We start from the raw sequence: 22014 nt of genomic DNA, 5'->3' as shown, positions 1-22014 counted from the left end.
GATTTGTGACAATAACGGCAATAGACGTCAGCTTTGGCCATGCTTTACCCTTAAAAGGCGGGAAGCATATCACAACAACTAACTATTTAATACATGACCCAAGCCGTACTCTTGTATCTTGAAATCCATTTATTGATGTTCACCGGTGTAGAAGCGGTAATTGTTAATATATACCCGTCGTCTTTCAAGTTGCTTCTTTGTTGGCTGCGCTCACTCACCCCGGTCACCGTTTTTATAAACATACGATTATCTATGTTCCCGAGGATTAATGAAAGGCTCCTGCCTTTCACCGGAGGCCAGCCTTTGGCTGGGCAAATTCGTTCCCGACGAATTTGTCATTCACTTGCCGCCGCGATGCAACTCGAAATCCATAGGGTATAGTTGGCTATATGAACGCATCCTACTTGCAAGACAAAAAACATGCTGACGGAGAGAACCTTGTTTTTATTAATTCAAATTTTCCATCTTTTTTAATCCAGACTACTTGAGTTAAGGCAATGCTTCTAAAGCAGTTCTGTCCAGAAACGGGTTAGGGCTAACATGTGAATAATCGGCTAAGTGTCAAAGTTGGTTTGCTCGTATTCCAATGACCAAAGCAGTAAACCGTGTATGACCCAATACAGCTTATTCGCCCTCAATATTCTGGTAATACACCTGCCGGATATAGCGCCCACGCCCGCCGCCATGCCCCAAATCCATCGAGACCAGCGCCAGCGCTTCCCGCTCGCTAAACCCTTGCGCTATATAATGCTCCCCGGATTGTTGAGCAAAATGATAACGCATACTGTGTGGCGCTTTATTGCCGTACAGTCCTGCATGTCTGACAATATAGCGGTAACGGTCGATGGCCTGCGTGATCCTGGGTTTATCAATCAATTTGCCACTGCGCCCTGCCTGCTCACGTTCCGCATAGGCAATCGAGTGTTGCAAGGCTTCCCGATCCAATATGACCGTCTGCCGTAGACGTCCGCCTTTAGTGCCGAACACCACCCGCACGGAGGGATGCCCGTTTTCCAGTGCTTTCTTCCAGGTCGTTAACGATTTATAGGCTTCCACCGCTTCTTTAGTACGCAGTCCCAGCACATACGCCAGTTGCATCACAGCCGCGACACGCCGGTCTTTTGGCTCCACTTGCTGAAAAATGTCCCGGAACGCAGCCGGTGTCAGGGCCATCTTTGTTCCCTTGCGGCTCATATCAGCGATACCCAATGCCCGGTTACTCAGGCGGGCATTCTCGGGATCAGCCAGCTTGTGCTTTCCCGCCTGCGTTAAAATGGCTCGCAGCACCGATATCTCATTTTGCAGTGTCCGGTGACTGATATTGTTGGCCTTACGCTCAGCCATATAGCGCTCAATATATTTCACCTTCAGGCTATCCATTTGCCGGAGTTTGATGCCATTGTTTTTTAAATAATCAAGGAAGTGCCGGGCAATCCGCTCACGATCCGCCACCGTGACAAAACTCCCGACCGCCTGTCGGGCATGAGTAATAAAGGCTTTTCTGAACTGCTCAACCTTTGAACGTGTCGATCCCTGCGCCATTCTCGCCTCTCCTGCTACTTTGTGTTTGTTTTATTCATTTTTAGTCGTTTTTTAAAACAATTCCCTGCGTGTCGGTTCAGGTGCACCGTTCCGTGGTGCGTCAGATAATGTGTAGCAGGGCGGGATTGTGTTGAGTTATTGCAGGAGCTCGCGACGTGCTCAGCACAGCGATGACATGCTCCCCGTTCAGTGCCTGATGTTACTCAGGGTGAACACCTCATTATCTTGACGTGATTCATTTCTCCTTAATCTTTACTGCATCAGCCTGCTATCAGGCAGTAAGTTGAAAATCCGATATGACGATCGTTTATCAATCAAACAAAATGACGGTTAATGGTCTGTTTTGAGTGGTTTCACTGAGTAATGCGGGGTTCAAATCGGTCGTAAATCCAGACTGGATGGGCTATGGATGTTGGCCGCCCGGCGGCGTCACTTGGTAATCGCTTCGCTTAAACACAAGTGACGCCGCGGCAATATTCGGGACGTTTACCGTGATGTATTGAAACGGTCAGTGAAGGGGGGACCAATGAAAACGGTCTCGTTCCGCATCAGACAGTGAATGTTCTGCCCGGTTATGTAGGTAGCCGGTTGAATACCGGGAAACTTTCATCTCCAGACGATGGGTTAGGTGTCCGGGGATATCTGCTTCCAAAAGTGCGCAGATGTACCGCATGGCATGCACTCCCTTTCAGGCTATAGGAGTCTTTGTTCGCCACCCGAAGGCAATCCTTACAGGCGATAAGATCATCAAGATAACAAGAAAGATACTAGCAATTACATCAGAAACGGTCAAATTTTGTCTTATGTGTCCCTTTATTTTTCACTAAGTATATCCAACCAATTCGAACTCCTATCATACCTATTCTTAATATGTTCACTCAGCAATTCATCTTTAGTTTCTATGAAATGTGATTTCATTTTCATAAGATTTAACCCTCAATCATTAATTAATGTTTGTGCATATAAAAGGTCTGCAGCGCGATGACAAAGTTCTGTAAATATAGCTATTTCACCTTGGGACATATTAGACTCCACAATATCAGCCATATTGTGCCTATTTGATTCAACACGCTGCAAAAACATTAGCCCCTTTGGACTCAATTTAGTGACCATCTCGCGTTTATCATTTTTCCCTGTTTCTTGTTTAATAAATTCGTTATCTTTTAGCAATCTCAGAATTTTAGACATTTTAGAGCGAGCAAAGCCAAGTTTCTCGCCAATTTCAGTAGGGTTCATCGGTTGATACTGCCGAAGTAAATATAAAGTATCATATTCTGCCCATGAAATACCCTCTGGGTTTGTAATGGTTCTTCTCGCAACAAGGACACACTGAAGCCGGCCTAGTGCATCTTCAAATGGTGTTACAGTAGTATCACAAGTATCTTGATTATCTGTTGTCATATGAGTTCTTTTACAACCTGAGTATTGGATAATAAATCGAATTAACTACCTGTCCCATAAATAAAAATTATAAAGGAAAGCAATTTTTATGGAACAGGCTTATAACTATCTACTTAATTTTACGGTTAAGAACAACTAAAATTAAGAGAAAATAGCTGCTCGGTTAAGGACATCCTCATAGTCATGTAATTTTTTAATCTTATCATTTTTCAATTTAAAAACATTAACATACAAACAATAAAAATCTTTTTTATCTGGCAAAGTCTTACCATTCAGTCGATATTCAACAACAAAAGTATTAGGATTATCTGTAGAGTACAGTTCTACATCCTGAACGGAAGTAAAAATCAGAGGTGCCTGACCAAAACTTGCTGAATAATGCTCAAGTATCTGTGACTGGCTCTCAATTGTATCGCGACTGGTACGAAATGGTAACCTCAGAATGCCATCTACACAAAATAGAGCAGCAAGTTTTGTTGGTGACTTTTCCAAAACTGCTTCTATGTAGTTATCGAATACAACTTTAAACATCATTTCTCCTTAGTGTCTTATATGTTGTTTACTTTCAGTTTGATATGACTGTATGATTTCTTTATTCATAAAATAAGAAATTAATTTTGAGAAAGTCTCTACATTAATATCTGGAAAATCGAGGCCTAAGACTTTGATAGCTTCGCGTGTACTTCGGTTGTTATAGATACTATTACCAGTATTTAAAGCATTTTCTTTAAAAAGATGGATCAGTGATCCCAGAGCTACGTCATCACCATTGACAACCATCTGTTCGAGTTTTTCTAGCCATGCTGACTCAGAAACCGTTATGATATCATACTCTGCTCGTGTAATAGCCAGATATACTGGGGTAAAATCCGTGCCTTTCGGATGAAATAAATGGAAGTTTTGATGCTCATGTATCTTATTAGAGGATGATAACCCTACAATGGCCTGACTGACGAAATCAACCGGCAATAAATCAGTAGCTAGCAATTCAGGGTGTGGTGCCATTCCCATTTGAATAAAGCTTTTAATTTGTAACCATAGAAAATCATCTTCTTGGCATGCACCGGTCACACTGTCACCTGATATACGGCCTATCCGATAAATATTGATGTCAATTCCTTGAGATCTAGCCTGCTGTATATACTGTTCAGCCACCCATTTACTTTGTGTATAACCGATAGATAGTGAATTCGGATAGTCAGGGGGACTATCCTCTGTTATTGGCTGCTTGAGATAATCCGGAGCAAAGACGGCAATAGTAGAAATATACTCCAACTTCTTGCGCTCATGGTGGCAACAAAAATTAATGATTTCCACGATACCATCGACGTTTGTTCCCTTAACAGAACTGTATGGAAGAACAAAGTTAATATGAGCAGCTGCATGATATATTTTAGATACTTTTTCCGATAATGATTGATACTCAACCTCTGTTAGATCAAATTTCGCTTTGGAAATATCCCCCACTACAATTTCAACACGTGAAAAATCAATGTGTTGATCTATGCCATAGCGGTGAGCATTTTCTATTATACGTTTCAATCCAGCACTATTATCTTTGGCCCTGATTAAACAAATGACTCTACCCGTAATTTGTTGCTGTAAAGCCCTAAGCAGATAGATACCTAAAAAACCAGTAGCGCCTGTGAGTAACACATCACTACTCATTGACGGATTTAATTGTTGCGTATATGTCCAATCATGTTGGATGAAAGCATCGTTAATAAATGTGTTCTTTATGTCATAATCTGATTTTTTATCGTTATTTAGATACATATCAACAGCCGCTGCCATATTACGTAAAGTAGCAGAGTTAAATAGTAACTTAAGCGGAAAATCGACATTAAATTTCTTACGCAGTAAATATACTAACTGTGTTGCTAACAACGAATGCCCTCCGATATTGAAGAAATTATCTCCTAGGTTAATATCTCGATTAGGAAAAACGTCTTGCCAAAGTAATTTTACTGTTTGCTCGGTTAAAGTCAGAACCTCATCAATATTTTCTTTTTCAACACCATTCGTTATTTTCGTAATGTCAATGTGATGCAGTGCTTTTCGATCAATTTTACCACTAGGAGTAGTTGGAAGATCAGACAGAAATATAAACTCATTGGGAACCATATAATCTGGTAGATGACTGCGTAGATTAGCTAACAATTCAACACGTTCTAATGGTTCGGTTGTAATTATGAAAGCTACCAAAATTTTGTTACCTACTGATATTTCCTTTCCAAGGACAGCAGATACTTTCACTCCATTCAATGAATTGATAACTGCTTCTATTTCTGATGGCTCAATGCGGAATCCTCGGATTTTTAATTGATTATCCAAACGACCAAGATATTTAAATGAATTATCGGATTTGAGTGTTATTAAATCACCAGATTTATAAGCATGTTGGCTCAGTGTACCTAGCCAATTTTCGGTTAAAAATCGTGCTTGAGTTTCATGATCTTTGTTGTGGTATCCAGGAGAAAGAAAATCACTGATGATCCAAAGCTCGCCTGCGGCACCGGCTGGAACCATACGTTTGTGTTCATCTAATACAAGCATTGTAAATCCGGGTAGTGGATAGCCTATTGATGCACAGTCTCCCCACGAAGATATATCTGCCGGCATGACATAAGCAGAACAAACATGGCTTTCAGAAGGACCATAAAGATTAATCAATCTTCGGCTGGTATTAAACATATGTTTAATATCTGAAGTAAGAACCAATTGTTCACCTGTTGAGTAAACTTCATCAAGCATGGATAACTGAGCTTTATTCGAGGCTGTTAATTGAGCCAAATGTTGAAGTACCACATAGGGAAAGTATGCTCGACGGATCTTATTTAACTCAATGATTCTTTGTAAGTGATGTAAATCCTTACGTTCCTCTTCATCTGCAATATATAATTTTCCGCCAGTACATAAAGTGCTGAATATCTCCTGTACAGAAACATCGAAAGATAAAGACATATAATGAAGTGTACAATCACCTTCAGTACAAATAGTGATCTCTTTTTGCCATGTAAGAAGATTGAATAGTGTCTTATTCAGTAAACGAACCCCTTTAGGTTGCCCTGTAGAACCTGAAGTGTAGATAACATATAACTCATCTTCAGGATTCCGTTGTACCGATTGCCAGTTAACATTCCGTATAAATACCGTTTCATCTAATAACACAACCTTATGGATGGTTGTAGATAATGTTGTGACAAATTCACTAGTGGTTATGACACAATCTACTGCCGCATCTCGGAGCATATACTCAATACGTTCTTGGGGATAATCGGGATCAATGGGAACATAAGATGCACCAGTTTTTAAAATGGCTAACAAAGCGGCAATAGAATCTTCATTTCGGTTTAGAAATAAACCTACGCGTGAACCTACGCCGACTGTGTGATTTTTATACATTAATTCGGCTAGTTGGTTAGAGCGATGATTTAACCACCCATAAGTCCAATGACCATGACGTGTTATTAATGCAATATTGTTCGAATGAATTTTTGCATATTTCTCTATTTCACCAATAAAACATGGATTGTCCATATCAGTTAATGGAGTACTTGAACGATTTACGATGGATAGCTGTTCATCTTGAGTGAGTATTTCAATTTCACCCAAAGTCTTTTCAGCCCACTCTCCCATACATAAAGCCGTTTGTCTATATAACTTCAGCCAATATTGGATGGTACTATCTCTAAATAGTTCGGAATTAAATTCCATAATTAACTGATAAGATTTACCCGTTTCAACAAATAGCGTTAAATCATATTTAGCAGATTGAATATACTGCTCGGTTACCTTTATTGAGTAAGGGAAATCCTGTAATGAACTATTGATATTATCGAGGTTGACAAGTAATGTTTGAAACACAGGGTTATCTAAGCCAAAATTCTGGCCTGTATTCGCAACAATCTCAGTAAACGGCAATTGCTTATTAAGGTGTGCCTGAATAAAGCGGTTACGGACTGATTCTGCGTACTGATTCACTGTACTACTCAAGCTTAAATGAGATCGAAATGGTAAGGTGTTAACCAAATACCCCACAGTTTTTTCAAATTCACTGTTATCTCTCAGCGCAAAAGGAATACCAATTGTGATATCTTTTTGGCCAGATAAACGATACAGTAAAAACTGCCAGCACATGGTCATATACATGAAAGGGGTCATTGCAAGACTTTTTGCCTGCTGAGATATTTTCACTGCGTCATCATTGCTAAGTTGCAAATTATGATAACCTGCTTTGGTTCCTTTGCACTCCTTCCTAGGGTAATCAGTTGGGAGATCTATCATAGAGGGGTACGGAGTCAGTACCCCTTTCCAATAGTCTTTCATGGTAGAAATTTCAGGTTTATTTAATTGTTCTTTTTGCCATTGAGTAAACTCTAAATAATCAGCACTGGTTTTTAGATAATTAAATTCTTTACTCTCAACTAAATGAGAATAACATTCTAGTATATTTTTTATAAAAATAGTTACTGATGGCGCATCAAAGATAATATGATGAAAACAACACGCCAACCAACACTGATTTAACTCCCCTGTTATCAAACAGATATCGAATAACGGTCCTTTTGCCAAGTCATATTGTTTTGAAGCCATTTTTTGAATAATTTTTTCTGGATTATTCGCTTCAGTGATAGTTTTGTTCGTAATGTGAATATGATAGGGTTGTTCTATAACTTGATAGAGCTGAGCTTGATGAAATGCAAAGTGTGTACGTAAAACAGGAGTGACTTCAGCAAATTGAGTGACAGCTTTTTCCAATAAGCTATGATCTAGTTGAGTTCCCACTTCTATAAGTAATGGGATATTGTAACTTTCGGACTGACTCAGTACCTGGTCAAGTAACCATAACCCTTTTTGCCCTTGTGTACTGGGTATATATATTCTGTTATTCCATGTATTCTTTACTGATTTCTTCAATGATTCATTGCCCATTCTTTCTCTCCAAATCGTTTTTTTCAAGCTTATCTGCTAATTTTTTTACACTATCTACGGAAAATACATCGGCAGATGAAATATTCATACCAAGAGTTTTACTGGCAAGAGAGGCTAACTTTATGAGATGAAGAGAATTTATTTCCTGTTCCCAAAACGAAGTTGCTGGATCAAGATTCTTATAACCTGTGATCTCTTTCCATATTGAGAGAATTTTTGATTCTAAGTTATCATCTTGTTGTGAGTTCATTCCATCAGCAATAATTTGTGCCATTTTATTTCGGTCACGTTTACCATTTTTATTCATTGGCAAAGAACTAACCTGTGTATACCGTTCTGGAACCATGTATGATGGTAACCTTGAATTCATAAATTCACGGAGATTGGTACTGGATAGAGAATCTGATTTACTCAAATAACAGGCATTTAACAGAGATTCATTATTTGTCTGTTCTATAATAACAATCACATCTTCAATTTTAGGATGTGAACGTAGTGTATGTTCCACTCCGGTGATTTCGACCCTGAAACCACGAATTTTGCACATGTGGTTATTACGTCCTAGCAATGTAAAATTACCGAATTTATCTCTTTTAGCTTGGTCATTAGTACGATAATAGCGCTCGTAATTGCCATTAATATCTAACCAGACAAAACTCTCATTGGTTAATTCAGGATCTGAATATCCTTCCGCAAGCCCTGAGCCGCTGATGTAGAGTTCTCCAGGCATATCCGAAGTACAAATTTCTAAATTTTCATCCAGCACGACCATATTGACGAGAGGCAATGGACAACCAATAGGAACTGGCGAATTAGCATCAAATATTTCATCGGGACATACCTGATAAACAGAAGTAATAGCCGAATTTTCTGTACATCCCATTCCATTGAATATTCGTCCTTTACCTGCTTTAGCTGCAGTGGAAAATAGTCGAGGGTTAATAAAATCACCTGAAACAATAACACAATCAGATTTATGTATAGTATCAGGAGAAACCTCTACAAATAACCGGAATAATCCTCCAGATAAAAAAAGAATAGAAATATGATGATGGCTAATAATATTATCTATTTCTTCTAAATCTGGAACGTCTTTTGGATAAATAACTAGTGTGGCACCGGTCAGAAGACTTATCCAAATTTCATTAGCGCTCGCAGCAAATGATGGATCTGCAAGTTGTAAATAACGGTCATTTTCTGTATTACCTAACTGGCTGATAGGGATTGCAAGACGAGTTAGACCACAATGACGAATAATAACACTTTTAGGTTTACCTGTTGAGCCTGATGTCAACAATATTATTGCTGGGTCTGTTTCAACTAACACTTCGGATATGAATTCAAATTCTATTGGTATGTGATTTATATCTCTGGCTTGATAAAAAAGTTTTTCTGTAGGAGTAAAAAAACAATTTTCTTTTAAAGAATTTAATTTTGAATTGTTTTTTTCAAAATCAGATAGTTCGAGACGATCAGTATCTGCAATCAATAAACTAGCATCAGCAGCCTTGATACAATCTGCCATATACTGCTTTGAAACATTATTAAATGAATTACTTAATGGGACAATAACAGCACCTAATCTTATTATTGCTATCAATACTATATACAATTCAAGGCTACGTGCTATATTAATTGCTACTTTATCCCCCTTTTTCACTCCCATCCTTTGTAAAACAAATGCTACTTGAGTTGATTGTTCCCAAAGCTCACAATAGGATAATGCTTTTAAATTAAATATTACCGCTGTTTTATTAGAGTGTTTATTTACTATTTCACTCAAAATATTTGGTATAGTGTACAACTGATTAACCTGTTTTTTGATCATGCAGGAATCCTTCTCATACTCAATATGAATTAAAATAACTAAGATATAATGAATACTCGATGTAAATAAAATAATATTAAAACCATAAAGTTACACCATAAGTTTCGGTGAATTAGCCCCTAAAAACTAATTTAGTTTCTTAAAGTTATATTTAAACAATGTATGCCCATTTGAATTTATTTCTATCTACTGTCTGAGATGTTAGTGAATCAAAGTCTACAATGTAATTGTAAAACCAGTCAAATGATTTCCAAAACAAAACAATAAACCAAATAACACACCACGAGTAAAAATTTAAATCATTTAAAATCAATTGAATACTAAAATTAAATATAATAAATTTTATTTAATAGTTGACAAGTCATGGTTAAGTTATGGATGATTCATCTCATTAATTCTATCTATGATTGTTTGTTTATGTATTCTCCATGATTATTTCAAAAGCTATCTTGATGTCATAGTTTGTAGTTTTGAAATCAATGAACCTTAAAATATATTTTTCTCACTCTTATGTATTTTATCGATATTTATTCGATTTATCTTAATGTTATTAACCTTCGTCGATCTCTATCGTCACAAGCCCTGATTTTATACGGTTTGAAACTAATAGATAGAGTTCGAAACCACCATCAGGTTAATAATAGATAACACAATCTTAAATGTGAGTTATTAATTCACACTTGATTATTAGGGACATGGAGTATCATACAAATGAAAAAAATAGAAACCATAAATTCACCATGGCAGCAGCCAACTTGGGAAAACTTGGAAGTATTACATGCCATAAAAAAAGAACTATTAAATTTTCCTCCATTGATTAATCATCAAAATTTGACGCATCTTTATGGACAATTGGAAAAAGTTTGGTTAAACAAAGCAGTGATAATTCAAATGGGTGATTGTGCTGAACGAATTATTGAATGTGACAAACAATCAGTTGCCCCTAAAATAGATTTTTTGCATGATTTATCTGAAATCTTTTCTACTTTATTGAATAAAACGGTAATAACAGTTGGTCGTATTGCGGGACAATATGCAAAACCACGCTCTAATGGATTTGAAAAATATCAGAATATAACATTACCTGTATGGCGCGGTGACTGTATAAATAGTCCAGAACCTGTTTTGGATGCCAGAATAAATGATCCCAAACGGATGTTGAGCAGTTATCACGCTGCCTCACAAACCCTGTCTACGATTGATGACTATATTCAAAGTAGACCAGATATGAATTTACAAGTCTGGACAAGCCATGAAGCCTTATTATTGGACTACGAATATTCTCAGTTGAGAACTACATCTAATGGACAGAAATATCTTGCCAGCACCCATTGGCCTTGGATAGGAATGCGTACCCTAGATTTAAATAGTCCTCACGTTGAGATGCTATCAAATATAGATAACCCCATAGCCTGTAAAATTAGCGATAAAGTATCTCCTAATTTAATCACTGGACTATGTCAAAAACTCAATCCGCACAAAATCCCTGGAAGGCTGACATTTATCACTCGTTTTGGTTATAAACATATTCATAAACTCAGCCCTCTCATTGACTCTGTATTAGAGACAGGTATTCCCGTGCTTTGGATGTGTGACCCCATGCATGGAAATACAACAAAAACAAAGAATGGAAACAAACAACGAGTTTTTGAAGAGATGGTTAATGAAGTCACAAGTTTTCAAACTCAATTAGCTAAACGCCATGCTTGTTGTGCAGGAATTCATTTAGAAACGACGGCTGAAGATATCGCTGAATGTTTTGGTTGCGGCTTCAGTCCTAATGAATCCGAATTATCAAACATTATATGCGACCCACGATTAAATAAAATACAAGCAATTGAGCTAATTAAACAATGGACAATTAATCAGGAAACATTATGACATTTGACAAAAAGTATATTGCTGTTATTACCGGTGCATGTGGTGGTATCGGAGAAGCCATCGCCAAACGATTGGCGATGGAAGGAGTAATCTTAGCACTTATTGATAAACAGGCTGATGTCTTACAATCTCTAGTGAACAAACTCAACCATGAATATTCTCAACCAATTATCGGTTTTCCTTTGGACATTACTGAACCTCAACAAGTTGTGAGCACATTTCTTGCAATCAGAAAGCAACTTGGGCCAATTGGCTATTTGGTGAATAGTGCTGGTGTATTACATCACGGTTCTGTTGAAAATACAGATATTCATGCATGGAATCATATCATAGCTGTCAATGCGACAGGAGTATTCAACGTCAGCAAAACCGCAGCCAGTTATATGATGGAGCAAAAAAAAGGTAGCATCGTGACTGTTGCTTCAAATGCTGCACGAGTACCTAGGGCAACGATGGCTGCATATTGTGCTTCAAAAGCGGCGGCCCAAGCCTTTACATATGCGCTTGGGTTAGAGGTAGCTTCATTTGGAATCCGATGTAATGTTGTTGCTCCCGGTTCAACAGATACACCAATGCTACGCAGTATGTGGGAAAACGAGAATGATGAAAACCACACATTGAACGGTAATCCAGAGCAATTTCGTATAGGTATCCCTCTACGCAAAATTGCCACATCAGATGAAATTGCCGCAGCTGTTTGTTTCTATCTAAGTGAAGAATCCAGTCAAACTACGTTATCAACTTTATTGGTGGATGGTGGTGCAGCATTAGGTTGCTGTTAGTCCATAGCAAACAAAGAGATATAAAATGGAAAAAATATTATCATACCCGCTGCCTAAATATACAGATTTACCCAAATCAGCAGCAAATTGGCTTCCTAATCAGCATCGCGCCGCTTTATTGATTCATGACATGCAAAAATACTTTGTAGATTTTTTTGAAACTGAAGCCAGTCCGATAAATAGTGTCATCAACAACATCCATGAACTATTGAGCATCGCTAGAAATTTTAATATCCCTGTATTTTATACTGCTCAACCCGGCAGTATGACCCCAGAACAACGAGGATTATTAAAAATAATATGGGGTGAAGGCATGAAAGCAAAAGATGAACATCGGGAAATTATTCCACTACTGGCTCCTATTAAAGGTGAAACTATACTAACTAAGTGGCGTTACAGTGCATTTTTCAAATCTAATCTGCTACACAATTTAAGAAATTTGAACCGCAATCAACTGATCATTTGTGGAGTGTATGCACATATAGGGTGTCTGACAACCGCTATTGATGCTTATTCATATGATATCGAAACTTTCTTTGTATCAGATGCTGTGGCAGATTTTTCGGAGGAAAAACACCATATCGCGTTGAATATAGCTGCAGAAATATGCTCTGTAGTGGCATCAACAGAGCAAATCATTGCAAACCTAAAATGATACATCGGGAGACTAAAAAGCCTGATAAAACAGATTATAAGGGGGAATGATGTCACTGACAGAATTACCACAAAAAGAACTTAAATCAAATGATGAAAAAAATCTATTTAACCGCTTAGTTAAGACGAATGAGCCTTTTGCATGTATTTATCGCCCGTTATCTGATGCTAAAGACTCTTTTTTATTATTTGAAGGAAAAATAAAATACACCCATTCAATCTCAGAACTAGAACCAATTTCACTGGAACCAACTCTTTCATCGAAACCAGACGATTTCGACACAATAGATATAACAATCTCCGGAGAACTGGATGCTTCTCAATTAATTATAATTCCATTCAATCAAATCTCTGAAAAAGGGTTTGCATGCCATAACGATAACGAACCTGTCATTATCATGAGTGTCGAAAAACAAACTCGTTATCAAATAAAAAATTGGGGATTCATTGAAAATAGTAAACCAATAAAGTCAACTAATATACATTTCGATATCACAGATCAAGACTATCGTCAGATGGTGGAACATGTGATCAACGATGAGATTAATGCTGGAGAAGGCAGTAACTTTGTTATATCGAGAAGTTTAGAAGGTGATATTGAAGACTTTTCATTGGAAAATGCCCTTTCCCTCTTTAATCGATTATTAATCAATGAATGCGGTTCTTATTGGACGTGGATTGTTTATACTGGTGACCGTTATCTTATCGGCAGTAGTCCAGAGCAACATATTCTAGTGGATGGTGAAGATGTTACCATGAATCCAATAAGTGGCACATTAAAATATCCAGAAAAAAGAATAGAACAGGCTTTATACCATTTTATCAACAACAAAAAAGAACAGAATGAACTCTTCATGGTCGTTGATGAGGAACTAAAAATGATGAGCCGTATATGTGACAGTGATATTACGGTAACTGGCCCTCAATTAAAAATGATGTCTCAAGTTGCACATACGGAATATTTTATCCGTGGTTCAACATCACAGACAATTCAAACTATCCTGAAAGAGTCATTGTTCGCACCAACAGTGACCGGGAGCCCTGTGGAAAATGCCTCTCAAGTTATTAAACGCTGGGAAAATCGTGGTCGTGGATACTACAGTGGTGTTATCGGAATGATTGGCGTTAAGAATAACCAACGTTATCTGGATTCTGCTATCTTAATCCGAGCTGCTGATATTATGAAAAATGGACATTTCCGATTGACATCAGGGGCAACAATTGTTCGTGATTCAGTTTCAGAAAATGAAGCTGAAGAAACCAAAGCAAAATTGAGTGGTTTAATGAGCTCTTTTTTTGATGAGAAAAAAAATGTTAATACAACCAACAATCTCCATTTATCTGAACATGTGCTGAGTAATATCGCTACGAAGTTACGACAAAGAAATCATAAAGCATCTTCCTTTTGGTTAGGTAATTCTAAAAAAATTGCATTGACGGCTAATTCTCTTCCCTCCATTACACTCATTGATATGGAAGACTCGTTTACTGAGATGATTGCTCACCAACTACGTTATATAGGACATGATGTAACGATAGTTTCATGGTTTAAATCTGGTATACATTTACCTCAATTAATGAATACAGGTAAAACTGATATCCTTTTTATTGGTCCAGGGCCAGGAGATCCAAACTCAGTTAATCACGACAAAATGGTAACGGGACGAACACTGATTACAAATCGTTTAAAACAAAATTTACCACTAATTGGAACCTGTCTAGGACATCAACTTATTTGTGCTGAATTTGGTTTACCTATCAGACGGCTTTCCAAAACACGGCAAGGAATACAGTATAAAATAGCCATTGAAAGTATGGCTCATCATGTCGGATTTTATAATAGTTTTGCCGCTATGCACAAATTACCACACTGGTTTACACCAAAATACAATCGATTGGTTTATCTTGAACGATTAGGTAAAAATGAAATTATTGCATTGAAATCTAATAATGTGGCATCAATACAATTTCATAATGAGTCTTTTTTAACTACTGATGCATTTCCTATTTATAACTGGATGATTAATAACGCGATAGGTTACGCAGATAAAGGACTGAAAATCAATAAATTATAAACAACATATTATTTATAATATGTTGTTGGGACAATTGGTATATCATAGCAATGATACTCTTGATTGTCCCACACTCCGAACCAATTGACACTTTATTTATTTGCAATACTGACGTAAGTAATTAGCAGTCAATGAATTACCCTTTTCAAACATCGTTTGTGGTGTGCCACTGAACATCACCTTTCCACCCGCAGTTCCTGCACCTTCTCCTAAATCAATCACCCAATCCGCTTCTGCAATAACTTTTATGTTATGTTCAATGATCAAAACAGAGTTTCCTTGTTCGACAATGCGACGAAACAACGTCATAAGTACCGCTACATCCGAAGGATGAAGTCCGGTTGTTGGTTCATCAAAAATATATACGTCACTTTCATTATTAAGGTAAGATGCCAGTTTTAGTCTTTGGCATTCTCCGCCAGACAGATGGTCAAGCGATTCACCAAGGCGCATATAACCTAACCCTACATCCCGAATATTCTCTAATGTTGGCTGGATCTGGTTGTCTCCCGAAAAAAAATTTGATGCCTGAGTAATACTCATATCCATAAGCTCAACAATCGTTTTATCTCTGTATTTATAATTCAGGGACTGTTGATTGAATTTTTGTCCCTGACAAGCCTCACAAGGTAAGGTTATCGAATCCATAAAAGCCAAATCAGTTTCAATGATACCCAATCCCTTACATTCAGAACACGCTCCTTTGGCATTTGGCGAAAACCACGATTTATCCACCTTATTGGCCAAGGCAAAACGTTCTCTAATATATTCAAAAATACCACTCCACGATGCAATATGAGAACGTTTCGAAGTATGAATAGGTTTTTGGTCAATAACGACAGCACTGGCACATTTCGAGACAACTTCCCCCAGAATCAGGGAACTTTTTCCTGAGCCTGCCACACCACTAATCACGAGCATGATTCCCAATGGAATGTCAATAGAGATTCCTCTAAGATTATGTAGCGTTGCATTTTTAACAGAGATATAACTAATCGGTTTTCTTGGATTTCGATTGAGATGGTTTGTCTGAGAAAGATATTTTCCTGTTAATGTTTCAGAAGTGAGTAATCCGTTTAGATCCCCCTGATAAGTGATCGTTCCACCGTTATCACCTGCGCCAGGACCTAAATCAATCACATGATCTGCTATCTTAATAACATCGGGATCATGTTCGACCACTAAAATAGTGTTGCCTTTATCACGCAGTTGCTGGATCAATGTATTCAGTTTTGTAATATCAGCTGGATGTAATCCGGTGCTAGGTTCATCAATAATATAAGTCATTCCAGTAAGGCTGCTGCCTAAGTGTCTAACCATTTTTAGCCGTTGGGACTCTCCACCTGATAATGTTGCCGTTGGGCGGTTAAGATTCAGATACCCCAAACCAACAGAGCACATTGATACTAAACGTTCTTTTAAAGCATTAATCAGCGTATTAACAGAAGGGATATTTAGTGTTGCTATAAACTGATTTAACTCAATAATCGGCATATTAATACAATCGCCGATACTATTTCCCTGAATTAAACACGATAGTATATGTTTATTAAGCCGTTGACCATGGCAGGCAGGGCACTGTTTCATTGAAACAATGCCCTGAAACTCTTCACTTTTGTACTCCTTGTTGTTTTTCATAAGATAACTGCGCGTAAATCTGGGAATAATCCCTTCAAATCGAGCTGATTTAGGCCAATCTGAAGATGGGTTTTCTGGAGTGATATTATCCTCATACAATAGAATCTGACGCTCTTCAGTAGAGTAATCGGCAATTTTCTTATTATTATCAAACAAACCAGAGTGAGTATACCTACGCCATCGCCAGGTACCTGGTGCAAATGTGGCGTATTCAATTGCACCTTCATTCAACGATTTGTTTTCATTCACCAGCTTATTAACATCTATTGTGCTGGCAATACCCAATCCTTCGCAATGTGGGCACATTCCTAACGGGTGGTTGAAAGAAAAAATGTTGGAATACCCGATAAATGGTGTACCTATTCTGGAAAATAAGAGACGTAGTAAGGTATAAATATCTGAGGCTGTACCAACCGTTGAGCGGGCATTTTCACCGATACGCTTTTGGTTGATGATAATTGTAGTAGTGAGGTTATTTATTTCATCCACATCCGGTTGACCATAGTATGGTAACCGATGTTGTATATAAGGTGGAAAAGTGTCATTAAGTTGTCTTTGAGATTCAGCTGCAATTGTATCATATACCAAAGAACTTTTACCTGAGCCAGAAACACCGGTAAATACCGTAATGACATTTTTAGGGATACGCAAATTAATGCCTTTAAGATTATTTTGCCTAGCACCAATAATTTCAATTGTATTTTGTTTATGACCTCTCACTTCATTTATCTCCTTACACGTACTAATATTAAGGAAAATAGAGTGATAATCCCACACCCGATTAACACAATAGACACAGGAAACAGAGATACTGACTTGCCAAGACCGGTTAAAAATGCTGTCAAAGAAGCCGTTCCAAACTGAAGAGCACCAAGGACAGCAGAGCCGGCTCCTCTTAAATCAGGAACTGCTGTTAATGCCAAACTGGCTGCATTACCGAAAATTAACGCCATTGTGAACATAAGCATCATGAAAATGGCTGTAGTTAACTCAAGTTGATAAACACTGAGATAATGTACAATCAGTAACAAACAAGATAAGACAAAAGTTGTTACAACACCAACTATGACAAGCGTTTTAGCGCCGATCCGTTCAACCCACCTAGCACTAAGTATGCTACTGAACATCATAATCCCAGCATTAATTGCGAACACAATAGAAAAAAATCCTGGGGTGAAATTAAACATGGACTGGTATATAAAAGGCGATACTGAAATGTAGGCAAACAATGCACCAAAGGTGGCTGAGAATACTAACGTATATCCCATATAGATTTTATTTCTAAACAGTTTGAAAAACTGTTTAAGTACACTGTTCCTAATCCCGCTATATGCTGCTCTATTTGGTAAACTTTCTGGCACGTAAGCAAATGCTAAGACGGTAAGTATCAGTGAAATAACCGCTAAAAAGACGAATACAACTGGCCACGGAAAATGTGCAGCAATGCCCCCCATCAAAGGAGCAACGATCGGAGCTACACCTTGTATCGCTAGCATCAGATTGAAATAGTATGCGGCTTTGTTACCAAAGCTCAGATCAGAAACAATGGCTCGTGTCAAAACAATACCTGACGCACCACCAGCCCCTTGGAAAAAACGACTAATGATTAACATCTCAATATTTGAAGAAAATGAACAAGCAATTGATGCTACTGTTAGCAAAACCATACCACCTAATAGAAGGTTTCTTCTACCAATCACATCCGACCAAGGGCCAATAATTAATTGTCCAATCGCGAGGCCAACCATAAATGACGTTAAGCTTAATTGAACACCTGCTTGAGTTGTGATTAGTGCATGAGACATAGCGGGAAATAAAGGAAGGTACATGTCAGTCGAAAGAGCCCCAATAGCACTCAACATCCCCAAAATCAAAACAAGTTTGAATCCCAGTTCGCCTTTTGAGTAAAGTGATACATTCAAATCTAAGCAATTTTCATCTAGTATATTTTCTGTTTTTTTCACTGTCATTCATCTCATATAATAAATATGTTCTGAAGACTATAACACTACAGGTAAATGATTTCCATTTAGAAATTATTCACCTGTTTTCTTGGTGATACTATTGTAAATAATATATTTTTGATGATAAATACTTTATAAAACCAATTGAAATTGCATAGTTTTTTAATTTAGCAATTATTTAATAGCACGTTATTAAATTAGCTGCGACCTATATCGCTGCAAATCTAGAAATTATGTAGCTTTTGCGTATTTTCAACCAAATATAAAAAATCAATAGTTAACCTGAACTCGGGATAAAAAGAAGGGAACTAAAAGCGAGTTCTGTGATCAGATCTTTCGACCAAGAATGACTTCTCACAAAGGAACCCGCTATGCGTAATTTAGTCAACTTATATTGTCATGTCGACGATTTTTGTCAGATTTTTATGCCTCAATGGCAAAAGTACCTGATTGAGAGTGGTGAACGTCAACGCTTACGCCAAGGACGAATGAGTACGAGTGAAATTATGACCATTATTATTGCTTTTCATATGTCACATCAGCGTGATTTCAAGAATTTTTATCTTGGATTCATTTATTTATATCATAGAAAAGCGTTTCCTACATTGCTCAGCTACACCCGTTTTCTTGAGGTCATGCCAACGGTACTTATCCCATTGAGTTCGTTTTTTACGCATCTTAAAGGCAAGCCGACAGGCATTGAATTTATTGATTCAACCCGTATTAAAGTGTGTCACAACCTCAGAATACCAAGACATAAAGTGTTTAAAGAGACGGCGGCGAGAGGAAAAGGAACGATGGGAGGGTTCTAGGGTTTTAAACTTCACCTCGTTATTAATCATCTTGGTGAAATTGTTGCGGCAAAACTCACCCCCGCGAATGTTGATGATAGAACACCGGTTCGAGAATTATCAAAAGGACTTTTAGATAAACTTTATGCGGATAAAGGCTATATCAGCAAGGCATTAACGGAAGACTTAAAAGCAGAAGGAATAACCTTAATTACAGGGCAACGGAAAAACATGAAACCCAGGTTATTAGCGGCTTGGGATAGAGCCATGTTGGCTAAACGGTTCATCATCGAAACCATCAATGATCAGCTTAAGAATGTCACACAAATTGAGCATTCCCGCCATCGTAGTTTGCATGGCTTCATGCTGAATTTATTAGGTGGATTAATCGCTTATTGCTTAAAACCCAAAAAGCCATCACTCAATATCACAAGCGCTGAAAAAACAGGACTTCGGGTGATGGCTTAAACCGATCTCAGGTTAGTTAATAATTTGCGGAGACCTATAGTTGTAGTATTAAAGAGAAAAACGGGACTATACTTTATAGTGGTTTATTTTTTATTCAAAAAAGACGTTCCTACGTGAAAAATATGCTTTTCTTCCCTCATTCAATAAAACTAATCAGGTTAACCGAAAAACGGTTGTTTTTCAAACAAAACAGAATCTCCCCCCTGTATTAGATAGTGAGAGAGATCTGACTTCAGCTGTTCATTTTTACTACACGCTACTTTCCCTTAGGCATAAACTTCTGCATCACCATCTGCCCGAAAATGCCTGCGGATTGCCTGACCTGCCCCACGCCCTGGCTCATCACACCGGCCACATCGCCCATCCGCACACCGGCCCACGCTAATGCGCCCAGCCAGACCATCGGCAGGACAATAAACAGCGTACCCATCACCAGCCCCATGATTAAATCGTCTGAAGTGTTCTGAATGCCCGCCAGATTAAACAGGCTGTGGGTTTCCGAGCCGTACAGCGCTTCCAGCAAATGGCTGTCCAGCCAGCGCGCCAGCTCCCACCAGAAAGTCAAAAAATTCAATGCAAAGATGACGAACGTCAGCGTGAAAACGGTCTTAAACTCATACGCCGCAAACAGCAAAATCAGGGGTATCAGGATATACAACACCATCAGGATCACCGCCTACATCATCGGCAGCGCCTGTCGCACCGTATCGAACATGGGCATACTGAGTAATCCGCCCAATAACGTCCCTGCCGAGGCACCGATTCGGTTAGCACCGTTCAACAAAGTGGGATCCGCGTTGCCGCCATACCCGGCATAAACATACCTGTCCTGTGAAACACTCAGATTAACCGGGCTGATCAGACGGCGGATCACCGCTTCCTGATAAGCCTATGTGTTTTTACCCAATATTTTCAGTGTCGCTGACAGGCGCAGCCACAACCCCGGATCGGCCTGCGCCAGTACCCGGTCTTTCAGACCGGTTTGGGCGGCTGACCACCAGGCTTTACAGGTCGGGTAACCGTCCGGCCCGGTATAAGGCCGCCCGTTGTCCCGGCTCTCCTGCCAAGGAAAGTCAGTCCGGGGTGTGCGGGATTGCAGCGTCTGGTAATCCCCGGCTAAAAATGTGCGGCTGCCCAGCCAGCCGATATCATTCAAAATAATCGGATCGGTGGTGTGCTCCTGATCACGTTGTTTCCACTGATACAGTGCCAGGGCATAGCAATCGTGGGTAAAATCCTGCAACTCCGCCGCCAGTGCCGGATTATTGATGCGGGTGTGCTGCACGTCAAAACGCAGTTGCCGCAGATCCGGCCGGCAGGGAATGGACGCCACCGCGGCCTGTGTCACCCCTTGGATAACCGATGCACCACCGCCCACCAGAGCGGCACGGCCGCTGTCTGGTTGTTCAGGTTGGACATCACCGGCGCATAACCGCTGTTGTCCGGCGCTGTCGGTGTCCAGGTGCCACAACTTTTGGCACGGGACTGGTCATACTGGAGGGTGGTCAGGCTGACATTGACCAGCGGCACACAACACACCACCATCACGAAGAACGCGCAGTACAGGGTGTTTTCAATCCGGGCCAGCGACTGTAATCCGGCATTGCCGTCTTCTTCGCCACACTCCCGTACTTTCAGCCAGACCGAAATGATTTTTATCACTAACGGCAGTGTAAACAGCCCAGTGGCAATCAATATGTGCCACAGGCCATTGTTGATGACCCAGCCGAGTAATGTCAGAAAATATTCCAGATAGCTGTTGGCCGTCATCGTGTCCCCTCAATATTGCCTGACAGGGCATACTCACCCAGCAGGATAAACAGGAGGCTAGCCACCATCATCCGTATCAGCGTGGTACGGTGTGCTGGCTGGTGTGTTGTCTTCTGCCAGATTTTCGGTCATGTATTAAATAGTTAGATTGAATATCAAAAATAGTACTCACGCTCAATAAAAGTTCCTATCACCTTATCGTGCATTTCTTCGGATTTTGAATAACTGATAGTTTTTCTATTCAGTCTTTTTACTCGAGTACGCTGAGTTAAATTCGTTCTCTCT

At 39.0% G+C, this 22014-nt stretch carries 14 protein-coding genes and 2 pseudogenes; 5 read left to right on the top strand and 11 right to left on the bottom strand.

Features of this window, described 5'->3' with window-relative positions; translation table 11 throughout:
- Positions 1 to 624: 624 nt before the first annotated feature.
- The 6 genes from Xhom_RS07360 to Xhom_RS07340 form a co-directional block, all read right to left on the bottom strand.
- Positions 625 to 1542 carry an integrase domain-containing protein gene (locus tag Xhom_RS07360; protein WP_069316698.1) on the bottom strand — a complete coding sequence of 306 codons (918 nt, stop codon included), beginning with the start codon at positions 1540 to 1542 and terminating at the stop codon, positions 625 to 627.
- A gap of 508 nt (positions 1543 to 2050) precedes the next feature.
- Positions 2051 to 2215 (bottom strand): hypothetical protein, encoded by a 165-nt coding sequence (locus Xhom_RS30110; RefSeq protein WP_169928410.1) that lies wholly within the window; start codon positions 2213 to 2215, stop codon positions 2051 to 2053.
- 263 nt (positions 2216 to 2478) lie between these two features.
- Entirely contained in the window at positions 2479 to 2943 is a 465-nt protein-coding gene (locus Xhom_RS07355; RefSeq protein ID WP_069316699.1) for a MarR family transcriptional regulator, read from the bottom strand.
- 141 nt (positions 2944 to 3084) lie between these two features.
- Positions 3085 to 3474 (bottom strand): nuclear transport factor 2 family protein, encoded by a 390-nt coding sequence (locus tag Xhom_RS07350; protein WP_069316700.1) that lies wholly within the window; start codon positions 3472 to 3474, stop codon positions 3085 to 3087.
- A gap of 9 nt (positions 3475 to 3483) precedes the next feature.
- Positions 3484 to 7878, bottom strand: coding sequence for a non-ribosomal peptide synthetase family protein (locus Xhom_RS07345; RefSeq protein WP_069316701.1), 4395 nt, complete (start codon positions 7876 to 7878; stop codon positions 3484 to 3486).
- The gene (locus tag Xhom_RS07340; RefSeq protein WP_069316702.1) at positions 7868 to 9706 is read right to left on the bottom strand and encodes a non-ribosomal peptide synthetase; all 1839 of its coding nucleotides are present in this window, start codon (positions 9704 to 9706) and stop codon (positions 7868 to 7870) included. Before Xhom_RS07340 ends, Xhom_RS07345 begins: the two co-directional genes overlap by 11 nt.
- A 711-nt stretch (positions 9707 to 10417) precedes the next feature.
- Here Xhom_RS07340 and Xhom_RS07335 point away from each other — a divergent pair.
- The 4 genes from Xhom_RS07335 to Xhom_RS07320 are packed head-to-tail and all read left to right on the top strand — an operon-like array spanning position 10418 to position 15098.
- Positions 10418 to 11587 carry a 3-deoxy-7-phosphoheptulonate synthase gene (locus tag Xhom_RS07335; protein WP_069316703.1) on the top strand — a complete coding sequence of 390 codons (1170 nt, stop codon included), beginning with the start codon at positions 10418 to 10420 and terminating at the stop codon, positions 11585 to 11587.
- Positions 11584 to 12369 (top strand): 2,3-dihydro-2,3-dihydroxybenzoate dehydrogenase, encoded by a 786-nt coding sequence (locus Xhom_RS07330; protein WP_069316704.1) that lies wholly within the window; start codon positions 11584 to 11586, stop codon positions 12367 to 12369. Before Xhom_RS07335 ends, Xhom_RS07330 begins: the two co-directional genes overlap by 4 nt.
- A gap of 25 nt (positions 12370 to 12394) precedes the next feature.
- Positions 12395 to 13024, top strand: coding sequence for an isochorismatase family protein (locus Xhom_RS07325; protein ID WP_069316705.1), 630 nt, complete (start codon positions 12395 to 12397; stop codon positions 13022 to 13024).
- A gap of 49 nt (positions 13025 to 13073) precedes the next feature.
- Positions 13074 to 15098, top strand: coding sequence for a chorismate-binding protein (locus tag Xhom_RS07320; RefSeq protein WP_069316706.1), 2025 nt, complete (start codon positions 13074 to 13076; stop codon positions 15096 to 15098).
- 96 nt (positions 15099 to 15194) lie between these two features.
- Here Xhom_RS07320 and Xhom_RS39865 read toward each other — a convergent pair whose 3' ends face one another.
- On the bottom strand, positions 15195 to 17456 hold the full coding sequence (locus Xhom_RS39865) for an ATP-binding cassette domain-containing protein (protein ID WP_069316707.1): 2262 nt from the start codon (positions 17454 to 17456) through the stop codon (positions 15195 to 15197).
- 5 nt (positions 17457 to 17461) lie between these two features.
- On the bottom strand, positions 17462 to 18706 hold the full coding sequence (locus Xhom_RS07310; protein ID WP_169928408.1) for a multidrug effflux MFS transporter: 1245 nt from the start codon (positions 18704 to 18706) through the stop codon (positions 17462 to 17464).
- A 365-nt stretch (positions 18707 to 19071) separates the two neighbouring features.
- Here Xhom_RS07310 and Xhom_RS07305 point away from each other — a divergent pair.
- Positions 19072 to 19959: pseudogene (locus Xhom_RS07305) on the top strand (IS982 family transposase).
- 256 nt (positions 19960 to 20215) lie between these two features.
- Here Xhom_RS07305 and Xhom_RS36490 read toward each other — a convergent pair.
- The 3 genes and pseudogenes from Xhom_RS36490 to Xhom_RS07295 all read right to left on the bottom strand — a co-directional run.
- Positions 20216 to 20623: a conjugal transfer protein TraG N-terminal domain-containing protein gene (locus Xhom_RS36490; protein ID WP_244590777.1), complete on the bottom strand. Its 408-nt coding sequence runs from the start codon at positions 20621 to 20623 to the stop codon at positions 20216 to 20218.
- Positions 20624 to 20848: 225 nt separating this feature from the next.
- Positions 20849 to 21729 (bottom strand): annotated as a pseudogene (locus tag Xhom_RS36485) (conjugal transfer protein TraG N-terminal domain-containing protein).
- 155 nt (positions 21730 to 21884) lie between these two features.
- The coding region (locus Xhom_RS07295) for an IS1 family transposase (protein WP_244590775.1) at positions 21885 to 22014 on the bottom strand (130 nt) is incomplete at its 5' end.

Source organism: Xenorhabdus hominickii (assembly GCF_002632725.1).
Classification (GTDB): Bacteria; Pseudomonadota; Gammaproteobacteria; order Enterobacterales; family Enterobacteriaceae; genus Xenorhabdus; species Xenorhabdus hominickii.
The sequence above is the reverse complement of the archived record's forward strand: the minus strand, read 5'-3'. Positions and strand labels throughout refer to the sequence as shown.